This is a genomic window from Bordetella petrii, assembly GCF_017356245.1.
Taxonomy (GTDB): Bacteria; Pseudomonadota; Gammaproteobacteria; order Burkholderiales; family Burkholderiaceae_B; genus Bordetella_A; species Bordetella_A petrii_D.
Genome location: NZ_JAFMZZ010000001.1, coordinates 1,213,605 through 1,231,034 on the forward strand (window position 1 = coordinate 1,213,605; position 17,430 = coordinate 1,231,034).

A 17,430-nucleotide genomic window follows, 5' to 3' on the forward strand; every position below is an offset into this window, starting at 1 on the left:
GCGGGCGAGGTTCTGCCGTGTTTGTTATGATATAACATATCTTGATCAACGGCCGGGCTTCCGCGCGGCTGGATTCTATTTCGTGCCCGTATGTCTCATATTGTTTCGGCGATAAGCGCCCGCCCCGGCCGTTCGGCCCTGCGCGCTTCGGCGGGGGCCCGGCTGGGCGCCGCATTGGCCGCCGTGCTGGCGCTGTGGGCCCTGACCGGCTGGGCGCTGGGCTGGTGGGGGCCGGCATGACGGGCCGGCCCGAATCCGCTTCAGAGATCGACTTGCACGGCGTGGCCTTCGGCTGGCGCGGCCGCGCGGCGGTGCGGGCCGTATCGGGCAGTTTCACGCGCGGCTCGATGACGGCGGTGGCCGGGCCGAACGGCGCCGGCAAATCGACCCTGATCAAGGGCATCATGGGGCTGCTGCGGCCCCTGTCCGGCAGCGTGCACATTGCCGGCGCCGGGCGCCGCCGCCTGGCCTGGCTGCCGCAGGCGGCCGAGCTGGACCGCACGTTTCCCATCACGGTGCTGGACATGGTGGCCCTGGGCGCCTGGCGCCGCGTGGGGCCCTGGCGGCGCTTCGGCGCGGCCGAAACCGCCAGGACGTGGCAGGCGCTCGAGGCGGTCGGGCTGGCCGCAGAAGCCGGCCGGCTGGTGGGGACTCTGTCGGGCGGGCAGATGCAGCGGGCGCTGTTCGCCCGCCTGTTGCTGCAGGACGCGCAAGTCTTGCTGCTGGACGAGCCGCTTGCCGCGGTGGACAGCCACACCGCCGACACCTTGATGCAGCTGCTGTGCGCCTGGCACCGGGAAGGGCGCACGGTGGTGGCCGTGCTGCACGACCTGGCGCTGGTGCGCCGGTACTTCGGGCAGACCCTGCTGCTGGCCGGCCGGCAGGTGGCCTGGGGCCCCACGGCCGAAGTGCTGACCCCCGCCAACCTGGCCGCCGCGCGCGGCGCGCGCGAGGAATGGGCATGAGCCCGCTGGATTGGGTGGTGGCTCCGTTCGCCGACTACGGCTTCATGCGCCGCGCCCTGGCCGGCACGTCGGCCGCGGCGCTGGGCGCGGCGCCGCTGGGCGTGTTCCTGGTATTGCGGCGCATGAGCCTGATGGGCGATGCCATGTCGCACGCGATCCTGCCCGGCGTGGCGGCGGGCTTCCTGCTGTCCGGCCTGTCGCTGGGCGCCATGCTGCTGGGCGGCCTGGCCACCGGGCTGGCGGTGGCGCTGCTGGCGGGCCTGGTGGCGCGCCTGACGCCGCTGCGCGAAGACGCCAGCTTCGCCGCGTTCTACCTGATATCGCTGGGCCTGGGCGTGCTGCTGGTGTCGGTGCGCGGCTCGAACATGGATCTGCTGCACGTACTGTTCGGCACCGTGCTGGGCCTGGACGACGCGGCCCTGCTGCTGGTCACCGGCGCTGCCAGCGCCACGCTGCTGGCCATGGCGGCGCTGTACCGGCTGCTGGCGGCCGAATGCCTGGACCCGGGCTTCCTGCGCGCCAGCGGCGGAGGCGGCACGCTGGCGCACATGGCCTTCCTGGTGCTGGTGGTGGTGAATCTGGTGGCGGGCTTCCAGGTGCTGGGCACCCTGATGGTGGTGGGCATGATGATGCTGCCGGCCGCGGCGGCGCGCTTCTGGGTGTCGGCGGTGGCGGCCCAGATCGCGCTGGCGGCGGCGCTGGGCGTGGCTGCCGGCGTGGCCGGCCTGCTGGTGTCGTATCACTGCAATCTGCCCGCCTCGCCCGCCATCATTCTGGCGGCCGGTGCGGCCTACCTGGCGTCCGTCGCCTGCGGCCCGCAGGGCGGGCTGCTGCATAACCTGGCCAGGCACGGGCGAAGGCAGGTGTCAGGCTCAGCAGGTGTCTGACACCGATCTATTGAGGCAGCCGTTGCACACATCGGTGTCAGGCACCTATGGAGCCTGACACCTGAGCCAACAAAAAGGAGCAGGACCATGCATGGATTTTTTGCCGCGCAGTCGCGGCGCCGCATACTGATGATGCTGACCCTGGGCGCGGCCTGCGTGTCCGCGCCCATGGCGGCGCGCGCCGCCGAGCCCATGCGGGTGGTAGCCACCTTTTCGGTGCTGGGCGACATGGCCCGCGAGATCGGCGGGCCGGATGTCGACGTGGCCACACTGGTAGGCCCCGACGGCGATGCGCATGAATACGAACCCACGCCGCAGGCCGCGCGGCAGGTGGCCGGCGCGGCCGTGCTGATCGAGAATGGCCTGGGTTTCGAGACCTGGCTGCCGCGCCTGGTGAAGGCGGCCGGCTTCGGCGGACGCGCCGTGGTGGCCTCGCAGGGCATCGTGCCGCGCAAGCTGGCCGCGCAAGAGCGCGAACCCGGCCATGATCATGACCACGACCACGACCACGGCCACGAGCACGAGCATGACCACGAGCATGGCCACGAGCATGGCCACGGCCACGACGCCGCGGGCCATCACCATCACGGCGACCTGGACCCGCATGCCTGGCAAAGCCTGGCCAACGGCGCGGTGTATGCCCGCAACATCGCCGCGGGCCTGGCCGCCGCCGATCCGGAACATGCCGCCGCCTATCGCCAGCGGGCCCAGGCCTATATCGCGCGCATCGACGCCCTGGACGCGCAGCTCCGCAAGACCTTCGCCGGCATTCCGGCAGCGCGCCGGCAGGTCGTGACCTCGCACGACGCCTTCGGCTATTTTGGCGACGCCTACGGCGTGCGCTTCATTGCGGTGGCCGGGTTTTCCACCGACGCCGAGCCGTCGGCCGCCGATATGGCGCGCATCATCGAGCAGGTCCGGCGCGAGCACGTGCCGGCCGTGTTCGTCGAGAACATCACCAGCCCGGCGCTGGTGCGGCAGATTGCGCGCGAAACCGGCGCGCGCGTGGGTGGTACGCTTTATTCCGATGCGCTGGCTCCGCCCGGAAAGCCGGCCGCCACCTACCTGGGAATGTTTGAATGGAACGCGCGCCAGCTTTCCGCTGCCTTGCAGCCGCAATAATCATGGCCTGCGCCGCGCCGGCTGCGCGAGCCCACCCGCACATGTGGATCGATGCCCGCGCCCGCATCGCATTCGACGGGCAAGGCCGCATCGCCGCCATCCAGCAGGAGTGGCAGTTCGATGAAATGTTCGGCGCCTATACCACCCAGGGCCTGGAAAAAGGCCCCGACGGCAGCCTGCCGGCCGCGACCTTGCAGGGCATGGCGCGCGACTGGATGAGCGCGCTGGGCGAACCGGTGTCGCACTATTTCACGCGCGTGGCGCTCAATGGCAAGACCCTGGCCTTTGCCGCGCCGCGCGACGCCGCGGTGCGCTGGAATCCGCAAGACCAGCGCCTGACCCTGTCGTTCACGCTGCCGCTGGCCGAGCCGGTGGCGCCGGGCCGGCAGGGGCTGCGGGTCGATATCTACGACCCCACCTATTTCGTGGCCTATGCCTTCGACGCGCCGGGCGCCGTGGCGCTGGCCGGCGCGCCCGCGGGCTGCACCCAGGCCTACCAGCCGCCGCGCGAACTCGACTGGCAGACCATGCAGCAGCTGGCGGCCATTCCCGCCGACCCCGACGCCCTGCCCGAAGAGCTGTTCGCCATCACCAAGGGCTTGACCCACCGCATCGAGGTGGCGTGCCGATGAGGCTTGCGTGCTGGCTGCTGTTGTTGCCGTTGCTGTTGCTGCCGCAGACGGCCTGGGCGCAGGGCGCGCATCCCTTCGGCGTGCCCGAGAGCGGCGGCGGCCTGGCCGGCCCGGACTGGCTGGCCGCGCTGTTCGGCCAGGTGTCGGCCTGGCAGACCCATTTCTATCGGCAGCTGACCGGCGCCGTGCGCGCCTGGCAGGCCGACGGCGCGGCCGCCTGGGGCCTGCTGGGCCTGTCGTTCGCGTACGGCGTGTTCCATGCGCTGGGCCCGGGCCATGGCAAGGCGGTCATCGCCTCGTACGTGCTGGCCAATCGCCAGACGGCGCGCAATGGCGCGCTGCTGGCCTTGCTGTCGGCGCTGCTGCAGGCGCTGGTGGCGATTGCCCTGGTCACGGTGCTGGCATGGCTGCTCAATGCCACGGCCCCGGCCATGAACCGCGCCACGCGCTGGCTGGAAACGGCTTCATACGCACTGATCGTGGCCCTGGGGGCATGGCTGGTGTGGCAGAAAGCCGTGCGGCCATGGCTGCGCCGCGCCCGTCATGCCGATGGCGGCCACGGGCACGGCGCGCACGCCCACGAACACGCGCAGGCCCATCAGCACGCGCACGCGCATCAGCACGAACCCGGGCATGCCGATGCGCACCATCACGCCGCCTGCGGCTGCGGCCACGCACATGCCCCGGCCGCCGAGCAGGTGGCCGGCCCGCTGGAATGGCGCAAGGCTGTCTCGGCCATCCTGGCCATGGGCCTGCGCCCCTGCAGCGGCGCCCTGATCGTGCTGGTGTTCGCCCTGTCGCAGGGCTTTTTCGCGGCCGGCATCGCCGCGGCCCTGGCCATGGGGCTGGGCACCGGCCTGACGGTGGCGGCGCTGGCTGTCCTGGCGGTGCTGGCGGGCGGAGCCGCCACGCGCTTCGGCGCGCGCCTGTCGGCCCGATGGGCCGCCCGCCTGCGCGCGCTGCTCGAAGCCGCCGCGGCGCTGTGCATTCTGTTGCTGGGCCTGTTGCTGCTGGGTGGACAGGTGGCGGGACCGAACTGAGCCTGTCACGCCGGCTATCCGCAAATCGAGGGTGCGCCCTGAATTGATATGTTATATCATTTGCTAGTTTTGAAATGATATAACATTCATGGGACGGGAAATGCAGATCAGACCGCTACCGCTGGCCGCGGCACTTTCACTGGGGCTGGCCCCCGCGGCGCAGGCACAACAGGCCGATATGGCCCAGGCGCAGCAGGCGCCCACGCTGGCGCCTATCACCGTGTCGGCCAGCCCGCTGGGCCTGGACCCGGACAGCATGGCGCTGCCGGCCCTGGTGCTGGAAGGCGACGCCTTGATCGAACGCCGCCAGGACACCCTGGGCGATACCCTGGACGGCATGCCCGGCATCCATGCGGACACGTTCGGGGGCGGCGCCAGCCGGCCCGTGATCCGCGGCCAGACCGCGCCGCGCGTGAAGGTGCTGTCCGACGGCTCGGAGCTGATGGATGCCTCGAACATTTCCCCCGACCACGCGGTTACCACCGAGCCGCTGCTGGCCGACCGCATCGAAGTGCTGCGCGGCCCCGCCACGCTGCTGTACGGCGGCGGCGCGATCGGCGGCGTGGTCAATGTGCTGGACCGCAAGATTCCCACCGCGGTGCCTGAAAAGGGCGTAGAGGCCGAAGCCGAGGTGCGCGGCGCCACCGGCACCGGCGAACGCGCGGGCACCGTGGGCATCACGGCGGGCACGGGCGAGTTCGCCGTGCGCGTCGAAGGCCTGAAGCGCCGCTCCGACGACTACAACGTGCCCGACTGGCCCGGCGGCGAACTGGAGGGTTCGTACAGCAAGTCTTCGCAAGGCACGGTGGGCCTGTCGTGGATAACGCCGCGCGGCTACGTGGGCGTGGCCTACACCTACCTGGAAAGCGAGTACGGCCTGCCCGGGCACAATCACGAGTACGAAGGCTGCCATCCGCACGGCACGCACCTGCATTGCGGCGGCGACCACGACCATGGCGGCCATGACGACCACGACCACGAGCACGAAGAGGAAGACCCGCCCTATGTGAAGCTGCGCAGCAACCGGGTCGACCTGCGCGCGGAATACACCGAGCCGTTCGCGGGCTTCGAGAAAATCCGCTTTCGCGGCGGGCTGACCGACTACCAGCACCAGGAAATCGAAGGCGGTGAAGTGGGCACCACCTTCAAGAACCGCGGCTACGACGCGCGCCTGGAACTCGAGCACAAGCCCCTGTACGGGTGGCGCGGCGTGGTGGGCATCCAGAACGCCTTCAGCGATTTCAGCGCCGACGGCGAAGAAGCGTTCCTGCCGCGCAGCGATACCCGTTCCACGGGCATCTTCCTGCTGGAAGAATACAAGCTGGCCGACTGGCGCTTCGAGCTCGGCGCGCGCCAGGACTGGCAGCGCATTTCGCCCGAAGGCGACCACCCGCGCTCGAACCAGTCGGGCACGTCGCTGTCGGCTTCGGCCATCTGGGACTTCGCGCCCCAGTATTCCATCGCGCTGTCGTTGTCGCGCTCGCAGCGCCTGCCTTCGGCGCAAGAGCTGTATGCCGATGGCGTGCACCTGGCCACCAATACGTATGAAATCGGCAATCCCGACCTGGGCAAAGAGACGTCGCGCAATATCGACCTGACGCTGCGCAAGCACGAGGGCGACACCACCTTCAGCCTGAGCGCGTTCCACAACAAGGTGAAGAATTACATCTACGCCAACACGCTGGACCAGTTCGAAGACTTCCGCCTGATCGAATACACGCAGCGCGATGCCGAGTTCACCGGGCTGGAAGGCGAGCTGCGCCACCAGTTCACCAAGGTGTTTTCGGCCGCCGTGTTCGGCGACTATGTGCGCGGCAAGCTGACGGGCGGCGGCGGCAATCTGCCGCGCATTCCGGCCGCGCGGCTGGGCGTGCGGGCCGACGCCAAGTGGCGCCAGTGGTCGGGCGGCGTCGAATACGCCCACGTGTTCCGCCAGGACGATATCGCCTCGTATGAATCCAGCACGCCCGGCTATGACATGGTCAACGCCGTGGTCAGCTACCGCGGCGGACTGGGCGCGGACGCCGGCTACGAGATTTACGTGCGCGGCACCAACTTGCTGGACAAGCTGGCCTACAACCACGCGTCGTTCATTTCCAAAGTGGCGCCCCTGCCGGGCCGCAGCGTGCTGCTGGGCGTGCGCGTAACGTACTGAGCGCGGCCCGCGCTACGATTTGCGCCCGGCGCGCGGGTGCGCCTGGTCGTAGGCCTTGGCCAGGTGCTGGAAGTCGAGCCGGGTGTAGATCTGCGTGGTCGAGATGTTGGCGTGGCCCAGCATTTCCTGCACGGCCCGCAAGTCTTGCGCCGACTGCAGCACGTGGCTGGCGAAGCTGTGGCGCAGGACGTGCGGGTGCACATGGGCCGGCAGGCCGGCGGCCCGCGCCAGCCTGGCCAGCTGCAGCTGCACCACGCGCGGCGCGATGCGCCGGCCGCGCGCGCCCACAAACAGCGCCGCGGCATCGGCAGGGGGCGCCGCGGCCGCGGCCAGCCGGGGGCGCGCTTCGATCCAGCGCCCCAGGGCGGCCAGCGCGGCCTGGCCCACCGGCACCGTGCGCCGCTTGCCGCCCTTGCCCAGCACCACGACTTCGGCATCGGCCAGGTTCAGCCAACTGCGCGATTCGTAGCCGGCCGCGCGCTCGTAGCGCAGGTCCAGCCCCACCAGTTCGGACAGGCGCAGGCCGCTGGAATACAGCAGCTCGAACATGGCGCGGTCGCGCAGGCCGGCCGGGTCGGTGGCCAGCCGGGCGGTGGCATGGTCGAGCAGCGCCTGCGCCTGTTCCACCGACAGCGCCTTGGGCAGGCCGCGCGCGGCCTTGGGGGCGCGCACGCCGGTCACCGGGTTGCCGGCCAGCCCGGCGCTGGGCGCCCACCATTGATAAAAGCCGCGCCAGGCCGCCAGCGTGCGCGCCAGGCTGCGCGGCCCCAGGCCCTGCGCGTGCAGGCGCGCCATGAACTGGCGGATGTGGCCGTTGGATAGTTGTTCGAGCGGCAGATGCGCCGCCTGCGCCAGCACGGCCAGCTGGCGCAGGTCGCGCCGGTAGGCGTCCAGGGTGTGCGGGGAATAGCGCCGATGGGCCCGCAGGTGCTGCAGCCAGGCATCCAGGGCCTGCGGCAGCGTGTCGGGCGGGGTCGGGTCGGCGGGGCTCATGGGGATGGAAGGCAGCTTGCCGGCGGCCGCCGCCGCCCTAGTCTTGCGCGGCGGGCGCGGCCAGCCGGCGCAGCGTGGCCGATGCCAGGCGGCCGATGGCCTCGAGGAACACCGTGCCCATTTCGGGGCTGAAGCGGTCGGGGTCGTCGGAACCCAGCACCAGCAGGCCGACGCTGGGCTGGTCGGGGTCCAGCCGCAGCGGCACCAGGGCCAGCGACTGCGGCTTGGCGTCGAGCCAGCCGGCGGCTTCGAATTCGGTGTCGGGGCCGCAATAGGGCGCTTTCAGGCTGTCGGCGAAGGCCCGCACGTCGGCCGATACCGGCTCGCCGTAGCCCGAGGGCGGCTGGCCGGCCAGGTTCCACAGGCGCAGCGCCACGTGGTTCAAGTCGAACTGCTGGGCCAGGCCCAGGGCGATTTCGCCGGGCAGGTGCTGCGGCTCGGGTTCGCCCAGCAGGCGGCAGCACCACTGCGACACGCGTTCGCCGATGGCCTCGTTGGAATCGGCGTGGTGGGCCAGTTCGTTCAGGCGCCATTCGAGTTCGCGGTTGCGTTCGCGCAGCGTGAGAATCTGCCGCTCGCCCAGCGAAATGGCGCGCGCGCCGTGCGGATGCGGCACCTGCAGGGTGGCGAAGACCTCGGCGTGCTGGTCGAAGAAGTCGGGATTGTTCTGCAGGAAATCCGCGACGTCCTGGGCGGTGAAAGCAGTATCGGTCATGAGTGGCTAGCGGCCGAGGGCCATGGAAAAAACCAGTTTGTCGATGTCGACCTGGCCTGTGAAGACAGAAGTTGCCGGGCCGGTCATGCGCAGGCGTTCGCCGTTCCAGTCGACGGTAAGCGTGCCGCCGCGCGTGTGCACGCGCACGGGCGAGTCGAGCAGGCCGCGCCGGATGCCGGCAGCCACCGCGGCGCAGGCGCCGGTGCCGCAGGCCAGGGTCTCGCCGGCGCCGCGCTCGTACACGCGCAGGCGGATGGCGTGGCGGTCGAGCACTTGCATGAAGCCGGCGTTCACGCGCCGCGCAAAGCGCGGGTGGCGTTCGACCAGCGGGCCGACGGCCGCCACCGGCGCGGTGTCGACGTCGTCGACCTGCTGCACGGCATGCGGATTGGAAATGGCCACCGCCGAGACCTGCACACTGCGCGGCAGGCCGGCGGGCGCGTCGGGCAGGTCGAGCTGCCACAGGGTGTCGTCGCCCTGCGCCGTAGAGGCCAGCCCCGCGGTGTCGAACGGCAGGGCAGCGGGATCGAAGCGCGTGGCGCCCATGTCGACGGTGACTTGTTCGTCGTCGCCTTCGTCCAGCACCAGGATGCCGGTGGCGATTTCGGCGCGCAGCGGATTGCGGCTGGACAGGCGCTGTTCGTGCACGAAGCGCACGAAGCAGCGCGCGCCGTTGCCGCAGTGCTCGACCTCGGAGCCGTCGGCGTTGAAGATGCGGTAGCGGAAGTCGGCGTCGGGGTGGGTGGCGGGTTCGACCAGCAGGATCTGGTCGGCGCCGACGCCGAAATGCCGGTCGGCCAGGGCGCGCGCGCGCTCGGGCGTCATGGCGATGGCTTGGCGCACGCCGTCGAGCACGACGAAGTCGTTGCCGGCGCCATGCATTTTGGTGAAGTTCCAGATCATCAGTCGATTATCGCCCATTACGGCGCGGCGGTGGCGGGGGCGCGGCTTGCCGGCGGCCCCTTGATGCTAATAGAACTTGGCTTCGCCCAGCGGGCGCGTCTTGAAGCGCCGGTGCACCCAGTAATACTGGCTGGGGCAGCGCCGCACCCAGGACTCGATCTCGCGGTTCAGGCGCGCGGTGGCGTCTTCCAGCGAGCCTTCGCCGGGGAAGTCTTCCAGGGCCGGCAGCACGTCGACGTGGTAGCGGCCGGTGGCCGGGTCCCAGAAGTCGATGACGGGCAGCACGGCGGCGTCCCATTTGCGGGCCAGCTGGGCGGTGGCGAGCAGCGTGGCGGCGGGCACGCCGAAAAACGGCACGAACACCGCGCCGCTGCGGCCGAAGTCCATGTCGGGCAGGTAGTACACGGGGCGCGGCGCCCGCAGGTGGCGGATCAGTTCGCGCACGCCGTCTTTGCGGCTGACCAGGAAGACCTCGTTGAAGCGCGCCCGGCCGTCGCGCACGATGGCGTCGACCGATGGATCGCTTTGCGGGGTGTACATGGTGGCGCTGCTGGGCACTTCCATGGTCAGGCGGGTGGCCGCGGCATCCAGCGCCACGAAATGCGGCGCCAGCAAAAGCACTGGGCGGCCCTGCGCGATCAGCGCGTTGATGCGGTCGGCGCCGTTCTGCGTGACCAGGTCGCGCACCGCGTCGGGGGTGCCGTACCACAGCACGCCGCGATCGACGATGGTTTGCGCCAGGGCGCGGAAGTGTTCGCGCAGCCAGCGTTCGCGCACGGCCTCGGGCTGGTCGGGAAAGCACAGCCGCAGGTTCAGGCGCACGATGCGCGCGCGCGAGCGGGCCAGCCTCGGGGTCAGCCAGCCCAGCGCCGCGCCGATGCGCTGGCGCGTGGCCGGTCGCATGCGGCCGAACCATGCAAACAGCGCGGCCAGGGCGCGCGTCTTGAAATCAGTCATGGGCAGGGGCGTCGGAAGGTGCGGAAGCAGGCATGGGCGGCGCCGGCGGAGCGCCGCGCGGGGTCTTGTAGCGGTTGTAGCTCCACAGATACTGATGCGGAATGCGCCGGATCAATTGTTCCATGGTGGCATTGAACAGCGCGGCCTGGGCCTGCGGACCGGCCGGCAGGGGCTCGGGCACGCGCATGAAATGCACGCGCCAGCCGCGTCCGCGCGGCAGGCGCTCGCCCGCCACCAGAATAACGGCCACCTGTGTCTGCGCCGCCAGCTTGCCCGGCAGCGTGACGGTATAGGCCATGCGGCCGAAGAACGGCGCCCAAACGCCTTCGCCTTCGCCGGGCGCCTGGTCGGGCAGCAGGCCCACCGATTCACCGCGGCGCAGCGCGCGCACGAATTCGCGCACCCCCTGCATGTTGGCGGGCACGGCCTTCACGCCCGAGGTATTGCGCGCCGTGTCGAGCAGGGGCGCCAGCGCATCGATGCGCGGCGGCCGGAACATCACGGTCAGCGGGATATCGCAGGTTACGGCCAGGTAGCGCGCGGCGATCTCGAAACAGCCCAGGTGCGGGGTAAGGAACAGGATGCCGCGGCCTTCGGCCAGGGCCGCGTCGACCACAGGCCGGTCGTCGGACACGGTTCTGGCCAGGCTTTCGGCGTTGCGGAACCACACCTTGGGCATTTCCAGGATCATGGCGCCGGTTTCGGCGGCCGCGCGCCGCGCGAAGGCGGCGTCGGGGTAGCCGGCCTGGGCCGCGTTGGCCCGCAGCCGCTGCCGGTAGCGGCCCGGGCAGGCGTAGACCAGCAGGCCCATCAGGCGTCCGGCCGCGTGCAGCAGCGGCAGGGGAAGCAGGGCAATGGCGCGGAACAGGGCAAGCAGCATGCGATGGATATGGCAATGGCGGGGCCGGCGCGCCAGGCGAGCGCGGCGATATATCTATAGATTCAGGCGGATCTGCATGAAGCGGGCATTTTCGCCTAAAATGGCCCCGTCGCCGAGTTAACCGACAACTTGCGGGGCGACGCCCGGGGCGCGGCATGCGTTTCAGGCAAAATCCGCTAAAGCGTCGCGCCCAGATCGTCACAGGCAGGTTCAGATCCGGGGCGCAGCGCGCCTCGTTAAACCTGTGTGCCGGCCCAGCCGGTTTCGTAAGGACGCATCCGTGGCCAACAACGATTTTCTCTTCACGTCCGAATCCGTCTCGGAAGGGCATCCGGACAAGGTCGCCGACCAGATCTCCGACTCCATCCTCGACGCCATCTTCACGCAAGACCCCAACGCCCGCGTGGCCGCCGAAACGCTGTGCAACACCGGGCTGGTGGTGCTGGCCGGTGAAATCACCACCACGGCCAATGTCGACTACATCCAGGTGGCGCGCGACACCATCCGCCGCATCGGCTACGACAACACGGACTACGGCATCGACTACAAGGGCTGCGCGGTGCTGGTGGCCTACGACAAGCAGTCGCCCGACATCGCCCAGGGCGTCGACCGCAAGTCCGAAGACTACCTGAACCAGGGCGCGGGCGACCAGGGCCTGATGTTCGGTTATGCCTGCGACGAAACCCCCGACCTGATGCCGGCGCCCATCTGGTACGCGCACCGCCTGGTGCAGCGCCAGAGCGAACTGCGCAAAGACGGCCGCCTGCCGTGGCTGCGCCCCGACGCCAAGTCGCAGGTCACGTTCCGCTACGTCGACGGCCGCCCGGCCGAGGTCGACACCGTGGTGCTGTCGACCCAGCACGCGCCCGAGATCTCGCAGTCGGCCATCCACGAGGCCGTCATCGAAGACATCATCAAGCCCAGCTTCCCTGACGGCCTGATCACCCCCAAGACCAAGTTCCTGGTGAACCCCACCGGCCGCTTCGTCATCGGCGGCCCGCAAGGCGACTGCGGCCTGACCGGCCGCAAGATCATCGTCGACACCTACGGCGGCGCCTGCCCGCACGGCGGCGGCGCGTTCTCGGGCAAAGACCCGTCCAAGGTCGACCGTTCGGCGGCCTACGCGGCCCGCTACGTGGCCAAGAACGTGGTGGCCGCCGGCCTGGCGCGCCAGTGCCAGGTGCAGGTCAGCTACGCCATCGGCGTGGCCGAGCCCATCAACATCACGGTCTACACCGAAGGCACCGGCGTCATTCCCGACGACCAGATCGCCAAGCTGGTGCGCGAGCACTTCGACCTGCGCCCCAAGGGCATCGTCAACATGCTTGACCTGCTGCGTCCCATCTACGCCAAGACGGCGGCCTACGGCCATTTCGGCCGCGCCGAGCCCGAGTTTTCGTGGGAAGCCACCGACAAGGTCCAGGCACTGAAGAAAAGCGCCTGACGCCGCGCCGGGCCTCAAGGCCGGAACAAAACCCCGCCCTTCGTGGCGGGGTTTTGTTTTGGCGGCCGTGGTCAGCCCGGACGCTTGCGCGCCGCAGGCTTGGGCTGGATGCGGCTGATCACCTTCAGCGCCACGGCCGCGGTCAATTCCATGTGGCGCACGCAGGCGTTCCAGGCGGCCTGTTCGTCGTGGGCGTCGATCGCGTCGACGATCAATGACATTTCCTGGTGCGACTGCTTGGCCCGCCCTGGGCTAGTAATAGAGGTGGCGCGCAGCCGCGCGATGCGCCCGTGCATCAGCCGTAGGGTTTCGGCCAGGGTGGGGTTGTAGCAGCCCGCCAGCAGGGCCTCGTAGAAGGCTTCGATACTGGCCAGCTGGCCCGGCACGTCGCCGGTGCCGATGCGGGCCTGCAGCTGGTCGAGCGCGGCGCGCAGGGCGCGCCGTTCGGCAGCGGTGGCCATGGCGATGAAGTTCTTCGCCGCCAGGCCTTCCAGTACGCCGCGCACCTGGTAGATGTTGGCGGCTTCATCGGCGGTCAGGGTGGCCACTACCGAGCCGCGGTTGGGCGTGCTGTAGACGAAGCCTTCCATTTCGAGCTGCAGGATGGCTTCCCGCACCAGCGGCCGGCTGGCCTGCGTGAACTCGCAGATTTCCCGCTCGATCAGCCTGCTGCCCGGCAGCAGCCGCCCGGACAGCATGGCATCGCGCAGCATGTCGGCAACCTGCGTGCGCTTGGGGGTTCCGGGGACGCGGGCGGGTTCGGAATCGGCGGGGGCAGTGGGCATCAGACAGCGACCAGATCACAGGACTGCCAACTATACAGGCACGTCGCCGGGCAGGCATGGTCAATCAATTATGTTTGTTTTGTCAGACAAAATAGTATAAATTGCCATCCATTAATCCAGGATGACGCCGGAGGCCCTTGTGACGCAGGTTTTTTCCATCAACGACGCCATGCGCGAGCTCAGCACCGCCGAGATCTCCGATGCACTGGACTTTTTCCACCTGCCGGGCAGCGCACTGGGTATCGGCTGCGTGGCGGGCGTGCCGCGCGTGCTGGGGCCGGCCTACACGGTGCGCTTTGCGCCGGTGGACACGGCCGAAAAGGGCACCGTGGGCGATTTCATCGACGAGGTGCCGGCCGGCGCGGTGGTGGTGCTGGACAACGCCGGCCGCGCCGACTGCACGGTATGGGGCGGCATCCTGAGCCGGCTGGCCAGCCAGCGGGGTGTGGGCGGCACGGTGATCAACGGCGTATGCCGCGACACGGCCGAGGCCGATGCCTGCGGCTATCCCCTGTATAGCCGCGGCCGCTTTATGCGCACCGGCAAAGACCGCGTGCAGGTCGAGGCCGTGCAGGCGCCGGTGAGCCTGGGCGATGTGCGGGTCTGCCCCGGCGACATCCTGGCCGCCGACCAGGACGGCGTGGTGGTGGTGCCCGCCGCCCGCGCCCGCGAAGTATTCGACCGGGCCCTGGCCACGCGCCAGGTCGAAGCGGCCATCCTGGCCGAGGCGCTGGCGGGCGCGCGCCTGAGCGACGCGCGCCGCAAGCATGGCTATCACACCCTGCAGCGCGGCCAGGCGCAATAGGCCCGCCATTCCCATAATCAACACAGGAGACTTCACATGCCTTTCACTTTCCCCACCCGCGCGCAACGCGCGGCCGCCGTCGCGGCCGTGGCGCTGGCTGCCTGCGGCGCCGCCGCCCCGGCCCTGGCCGCCGACAAGCTGGACTGCCCCAATGTGCGTTTCGTGTCGCCCTATCCGCCGGGCGGCACAACCGACATTCTGGCGCGCCTGCTGGCGCCGTCGCTGCAGGAGTCGCTGGGCGTGCCGGTGGTGGTCGACAACAAGGCCGGCGCCAGCAGCAATATCGGCACGGAATTCGTGGCGCGCGCGGACCCGGACGGCTGCACGCTGCTGCTGGGCAACAACACCGGCGTGGTCATCAACCGCAACCTGTACAAGCTGCGCATCGATCCCGTCAAAGACTTGCAGCCCATTGCGCAGGTCGCCGCGGTGCCGCTGGTGCTGTATGTGAACCCGAAGGTGCCGGCCAAGACCGTGGGTGAACTGGTGGACCTGCTCAAGCGCGAGCCGGGCAAGTACAACTTCGCCTCGGGCGGCAGCGGCAGCCCGCAGCACCTGGCCGGCGAGTTGCTGAAATTGCGCGCCGGCGTCGATATGATGCACATCCCGTACAAGGGCCAGGGCCCGGCCATGACCGACGTCATCGCCGGCCAGATCCAGATCGCCTTCGAAACCACGGCGGCCCTGCTGCCGCAGGCGCGCGCCGGGCGGGTCAAGCCGCTGGCCACTACCGGCGCCGAACGCGCCGACGCCTTCCCCGACCTGCCGACCATGGTCGAGTCGGGCTACAAGGGCTTTGTCATCACCAACTGGTACGGCGTGTTCGCGCCCGCCGGCCTGCCGCCGGCACTGACTCAGCGTTTGAACCAGGCCGTCAACCGCGCGCTGGCGTCGCCCGAAGTGGCGTCCAAGCTGGCGGATATGGGCTCGGCCAAAATGGGCGGCGCCGATGCCGGCGCATTCAGCGCGTTCATCAAAGAAGAAGTGCCGCGCTGGGAAGAGATCGTGCAGCGCTCGAACGCCAAGGTCGATTAAGGCGCGCGGCGGGCGGCGGCGCCCGCCGCCGCTACCACACGCAATCGTCGCCGCCCGGCGGCCGCACATGGCCGGCAAAGCGCTGCACCAGGAAATCCACGAACGCCACGGTCTTGGCTGGCAGGTTCAGGCGTTCGGGGTACAGGGCGTGGATGTCGGCCGGCGGCGTGCTCCAGTCGGGCAAGACGTGCCGCAGGCGCCCCGACCTGAGATACGCCGCGGTTTCCCATTCCGATCGCATCACGATGCCGTGGCCGTCCAGCGCCCATTCCAGGGCGCTTTGGCCGTCGTTGGAACTGAGCGGGCCGCGCACCTTGACGGTTTCCACGCGCTGCCCGGACCGCAGGTGCCAGGTGCCGTAGGCCACGTCGTTTTCGCGCACCACGATGCAGCGATGGCGCTGCAGGTCGCCGGGCGCGCGCGGCTCGCCGTGGGCGCGCAGATACTGGGGCGACGCGCATAGCAGCCGCCGGTTCGAGGCGATCTTGCGGGCTGTCAGGCGCGCGTCGGGTATTTCGCCGAAACGCACGGCCACGTCGAACCCTTCGTCCATCAGGTTGACCGGCCTGTCGGTCAGCCGCATCTGTACTTCCACTTCGGGATATTGCCGCGTGAAGTCGGACACCGCCGGCACGATGTGGGCGCGGCCGAACCCGAACGTGGCGTTCAGGCGCAGCAGCCCGCGCGGCTGGGCGCGGGCGCTGGCGACGTTGCGTTCCAGCGCTTCGAGGTCGGCCAGGATGCGGCCGCCTTCCGCCAGATAAAGCTCGCCTTCCTGGGTCACGCTGACGCGCCGCGTGGTGCGGTTCAGCAGCCGCACGCCCAGCCGCCGTTCCAGGTTGGCCAGCCGGGTGCTGACCGCCGGCGGCGTCAGCCCCAATTCGCGCGCGGCGGCCGACAGATTGCCGTGCTTGACCAGCAGCGAGAAGAAAGCCAGGTCGGACATGGCATCCATGGCGGGCCTCGTGCCAATTATTAAATTGAATTGAATAAAGCTTTATCAGTGAATTAATTATAAGAACAAAATGGGCTTATACACTGGCCGCACAACATCAACCAGGGCCGCGAAGCGCCCACCCCTAGAGGAGACCGACCCATGACTATGCCCCGATCCCGACGCACCCTGCTGCTGGCCGCCCTGGCCGCCTGCTGTGGCGCCGCCGCGCCCGCGCTGGCGCAGGATTTTCCGCAGCGGGCCATTACGCTGGTGGCGCCGTTCGCGCCGGGCGGCAGCGTGGACATCACCGCGCGCCTGATCGCCGACGCCTGGGCCAGGCAGCTGGGCCAGAGCGTGGTGATCGAGAACCGCGCGGGGGCGTCGGGCAATATCGGCATGGCCGCCGTGGCGCGGGCCCAGCCGGATGGCTATACGCTGTCCATCAACACCATGTCGCTGGCGATCAACCCGTCGCTGTTCAAGACCATGCCGTTCGATACGCTGAAAGACCTGCGCTCGGTAGGCACGGTGGCCACGTCGCAGCACGTGCTGACGGTGACCAACAGCCTGCCCGTCAACAGCGTGGCCGAACTGCTGGCATACGTGCGCGCCCGCCCGGCCAATGAAGTGAGCTTCGGGTCGGCCGGCATGGGCAGCACCTTCCATATGGCCGCCGAGCTGTTCAAGTCGGTGTCGCACACGCAGATATTGCACGTGCCCTACAAGGGCGGCGGCCCGGCCATGCTGGACACCATCGGCGGCCAGGTGCAGATGAGCTTCCCGGTGCTGTCGGCGGCCAAGCCGCAGGTGGACAGCGGCAAGCTCAAGCCGCTGGGCGTTACCGGCAAGACGCGTTCGCCGCTGTTGCCCAATGTGCCCACCATCGCCGAATCGGGGCTGCCCGATTATGAATTCAACACCTGGTTCGTGATCAGCGCGCCGGCCGGCACGCCGCAGGCCGTGGTGGACACGCTGAACGCCAAGCTGGGCGATGCGCTGCGCTCGCCCGAGGTCACCGACCGCATGAAGCGCGAAGGGTTCGACGCGCTGGCGTCCACGCCGGCCCAGACCGACCAGATGGTGGCGGCCGAGATGACGCGCTGGGCCGGCATCATCAAGGCCGCCGGCATCCAGCCCAACTGAGGCCGCGCCGTTTTCAACTCGAGGAACTTCGA

General features: G+C 69.5%; 18 protein-coding genes. 11 read left to right on the forward strand and 7 right to left on the reverse strand.

Going from position 1 to position 17,430, the window contains the following annotated elements:
* The first annotated feature begins 90 nt into the window (after positions 1–90).
* From J2P76_RS05890 to J2P76_RS05920, 7 genes are all read left to right on the forward strand, one after another.
* Positions 91–240, forward strand: coding sequence for a hypothetical protein (locus J2P76_RS05890; protein WP_207405233.1), 150 nt, complete (start codon positions 91–93; stop codon positions 238–240).
* Positions 237–965, forward strand: coding sequence for a metal ABC transporter ATP-binding protein (locus J2P76_RS05895; RefSeq protein WP_207405235.1), 729 nt, complete (start codon positions 237–239; stop codon positions 963–965). Before J2P76_RS05890 ends, J2P76_RS05895 begins: the two co-directional genes overlap by 4 nt.
* Positions 962–1,852, forward strand: coding sequence for a metal ABC transporter permease (locus J2P76_RS05900; protein ID WP_207405237.1), 891 nt, complete (start codon positions 962–964; stop codon positions 1,850–1,852). The genes J2P76_RS05895 and J2P76_RS05900 overlap by 4 nt, the downstream gene beginning before the upstream one ends.
* Before the next feature lie 87 nt (positions 1,853–1,939).
* The gene (locus J2P76_RS05905; RefSeq protein WP_207405239.1) at positions 1,940–2,974 is read left to right on the forward strand and encodes a metal ABC transporter solute-binding protein, Zn/Mn family; all 1,035 of its coding nucleotides are present in this window, start codon (positions 1,940–1,942) and stop codon (positions 2,972–2,974) included.
* A gap of 41 nt (positions 2,975–3,015) precedes the next feature.
* The gene (locus J2P76_RS05910) at positions 3,016–3,606 is read left to right on the forward strand and encodes a DUF1007 family protein (RefSeq protein ID WP_242697307.1); all 591 of its coding nucleotides are present in this window, start codon (positions 3,016–3,018) and stop codon (positions 3,604–3,606) included.
* A complete protein-coding gene (locus J2P76_RS05915; protein WP_207405243.1) occupies positions 3,603–4,646 on the forward strand; it encodes a nickel/cobalt transporter in 1,044 nt (347 codons plus the stop codon). The genes J2P76_RS05910 and J2P76_RS05915 overlap by 4 nt, the downstream gene beginning before the upstream one ends.
* Positions 4,647–4,746: 100 nt before the next feature.
* Positions 4,747–6,801 carry a TonB-dependent receptor domain-containing protein gene (locus tag J2P76_RS05920; RefSeq protein WP_207405245.1) on the forward strand — a complete coding sequence of 685 codons (2,055 nt, stop codon included), beginning with the start codon at positions 4,747–4,749 and terminating at the stop codon, positions 6,799–6,801.
* Between the two features lie 12 nt (positions 6,802–6,813).
* On the opposite strand, the gene xerC is transcribed toward J2P76_RS05920, so the two are convergent.
* Genes xerC through J2P76_RS05945 form a run of 5 tightly spaced genes read right to left on the reverse strand, consistent with a single transcriptional unit; the run spans position 6,814 to position 11,249 of the window.
* Positions 6,814–7,794, reverse strand: a complete 981-nt coding sequence (gene xerC, locus J2P76_RS05925; RefSeq protein WP_207405247.1) for a tyrosine recombinase XerC — start codon at positions 7,792–7,794, stop codon at positions 6,814–6,816.
* Between the two features lie 37 nt (positions 7,795–7,831).
* The gene (locus tag J2P76_RS05930; protein ID WP_207405249.1) at positions 7,832–8,509 is read right to left on the reverse strand and encodes a DUF484 family protein; all 678 of its coding nucleotides are present in this window, start codon (positions 8,507–8,509) and stop codon (positions 7,832–7,834) included.
* Between the two features lie 6 nt (positions 8,510–8,515).
* A complete protein-coding gene (dapF, locus tag J2P76_RS05935) occupies positions 8,516–9,430 on the reverse strand; it encodes a diaminopimelate epimerase (RefSeq protein ID WP_207405251.1) in 915 nt (304 codons plus the stop codon).
* Between the two features lie 48 nt (positions 9,431–9,478).
* Positions 9,479–10,369, reverse strand: coding sequence for a lysophospholipid acyltransferase family protein (locus J2P76_RS05940; protein WP_207405253.1), 891 nt, complete (start codon positions 10,367–10,369; stop codon positions 9,479–9,481).
* Positions 10,362–11,249, reverse strand: a complete 888-nt coding sequence (locus J2P76_RS05945; RefSeq protein ID WP_207405255.1) for a lysophospholipid acyltransferase family protein — start codon at positions 11,247–11,249, stop codon at positions 10,362–10,364. The genes J2P76_RS05940 and J2P76_RS05945 overlap by 8 nt, the downstream gene beginning before the upstream one ends.
* A gap of 280 nt (positions 11,250–11,529) precedes the next feature.
* Here J2P76_RS05945 and metK point away from each other — a divergent pair, with 280 nt between their 5' ends.
* The gene (gene metK / locus J2P76_RS05950) at positions 11,530–12,693 is read left to right on the forward strand and encodes a methionine adenosyltransferase (RefSeq protein ID WP_207405257.1); all 1,164 of its coding nucleotides are present in this window, start codon (positions 11,530–11,532) and stop codon (positions 12,691–12,693) included.
* 71 nt (positions 12,694–12,764) lie between these two features.
* Here the strand turns inward: metK and J2P76_RS05955 are convergent, their stop codons facing one another.
* On the reverse strand, positions 12,765–13,478 hold the full coding sequence (locus J2P76_RS05955; RefSeq protein ID WP_207405259.1) for a GntR family transcriptional regulator: 714 nt from the start codon (positions 13,476–13,478) through the stop codon (positions 12,765–12,767).
* 169 nt (positions 13,479–13,647) lie between these two features.
* Here J2P76_RS05955 and J2P76_RS05960 point away from each other — a divergent pair, with 169 nt between their 5' ends.
* Both J2P76_RS05960 and J2P76_RS05965 read left to right on the forward strand, forming a co-directional pair.
* Complete coding sequence (locus J2P76_RS05960) at positions 13,648–14,283, forward strand: RraA family protein (protein ID WP_242697483.1); 636 nt, start codon at positions 13,648–13,650, stop codon at positions 14,281–14,283.
* A gap of 36 nt (positions 14,284–14,319) precedes the next feature.
* Positions 14,320–15,318, forward strand: coding sequence for a Bug family tripartite tricarboxylate transporter substrate binding protein (locus J2P76_RS05965; RefSeq protein ID WP_207405263.1), 999 nt, complete (start codon positions 14,320–14,322; stop codon positions 15,316–15,318).
* A gap of 31 nt (positions 15,319–15,349) precedes the next feature.
* On the opposite strand, the gene J2P76_RS05970 is transcribed toward J2P76_RS05965, so the two are convergent.
* Complete coding sequence (locus J2P76_RS05970) at positions 15,350–16,273, reverse strand: LysR family transcriptional regulator (protein ID WP_207405265.1); 924 nt, start codon at positions 16,271–16,273, stop codon at positions 15,350–15,352.
* 141 nt (positions 16,274–16,414) lie between these two features.
* Here J2P76_RS05970 and J2P76_RS05975 point away from each other — a divergent pair, with 141 nt between their 5' ends.
* A complete protein-coding gene (locus J2P76_RS05975) occupies positions 16,415–17,398 on the forward strand; it encodes a tripartite tricarboxylate transporter substrate binding protein (RefSeq protein WP_207405267.1) in 984 nt (327 codons plus the stop codon).
* The last annotated feature ends 32 nt before the right edge of the window (positions 17,399–17,430 follow it).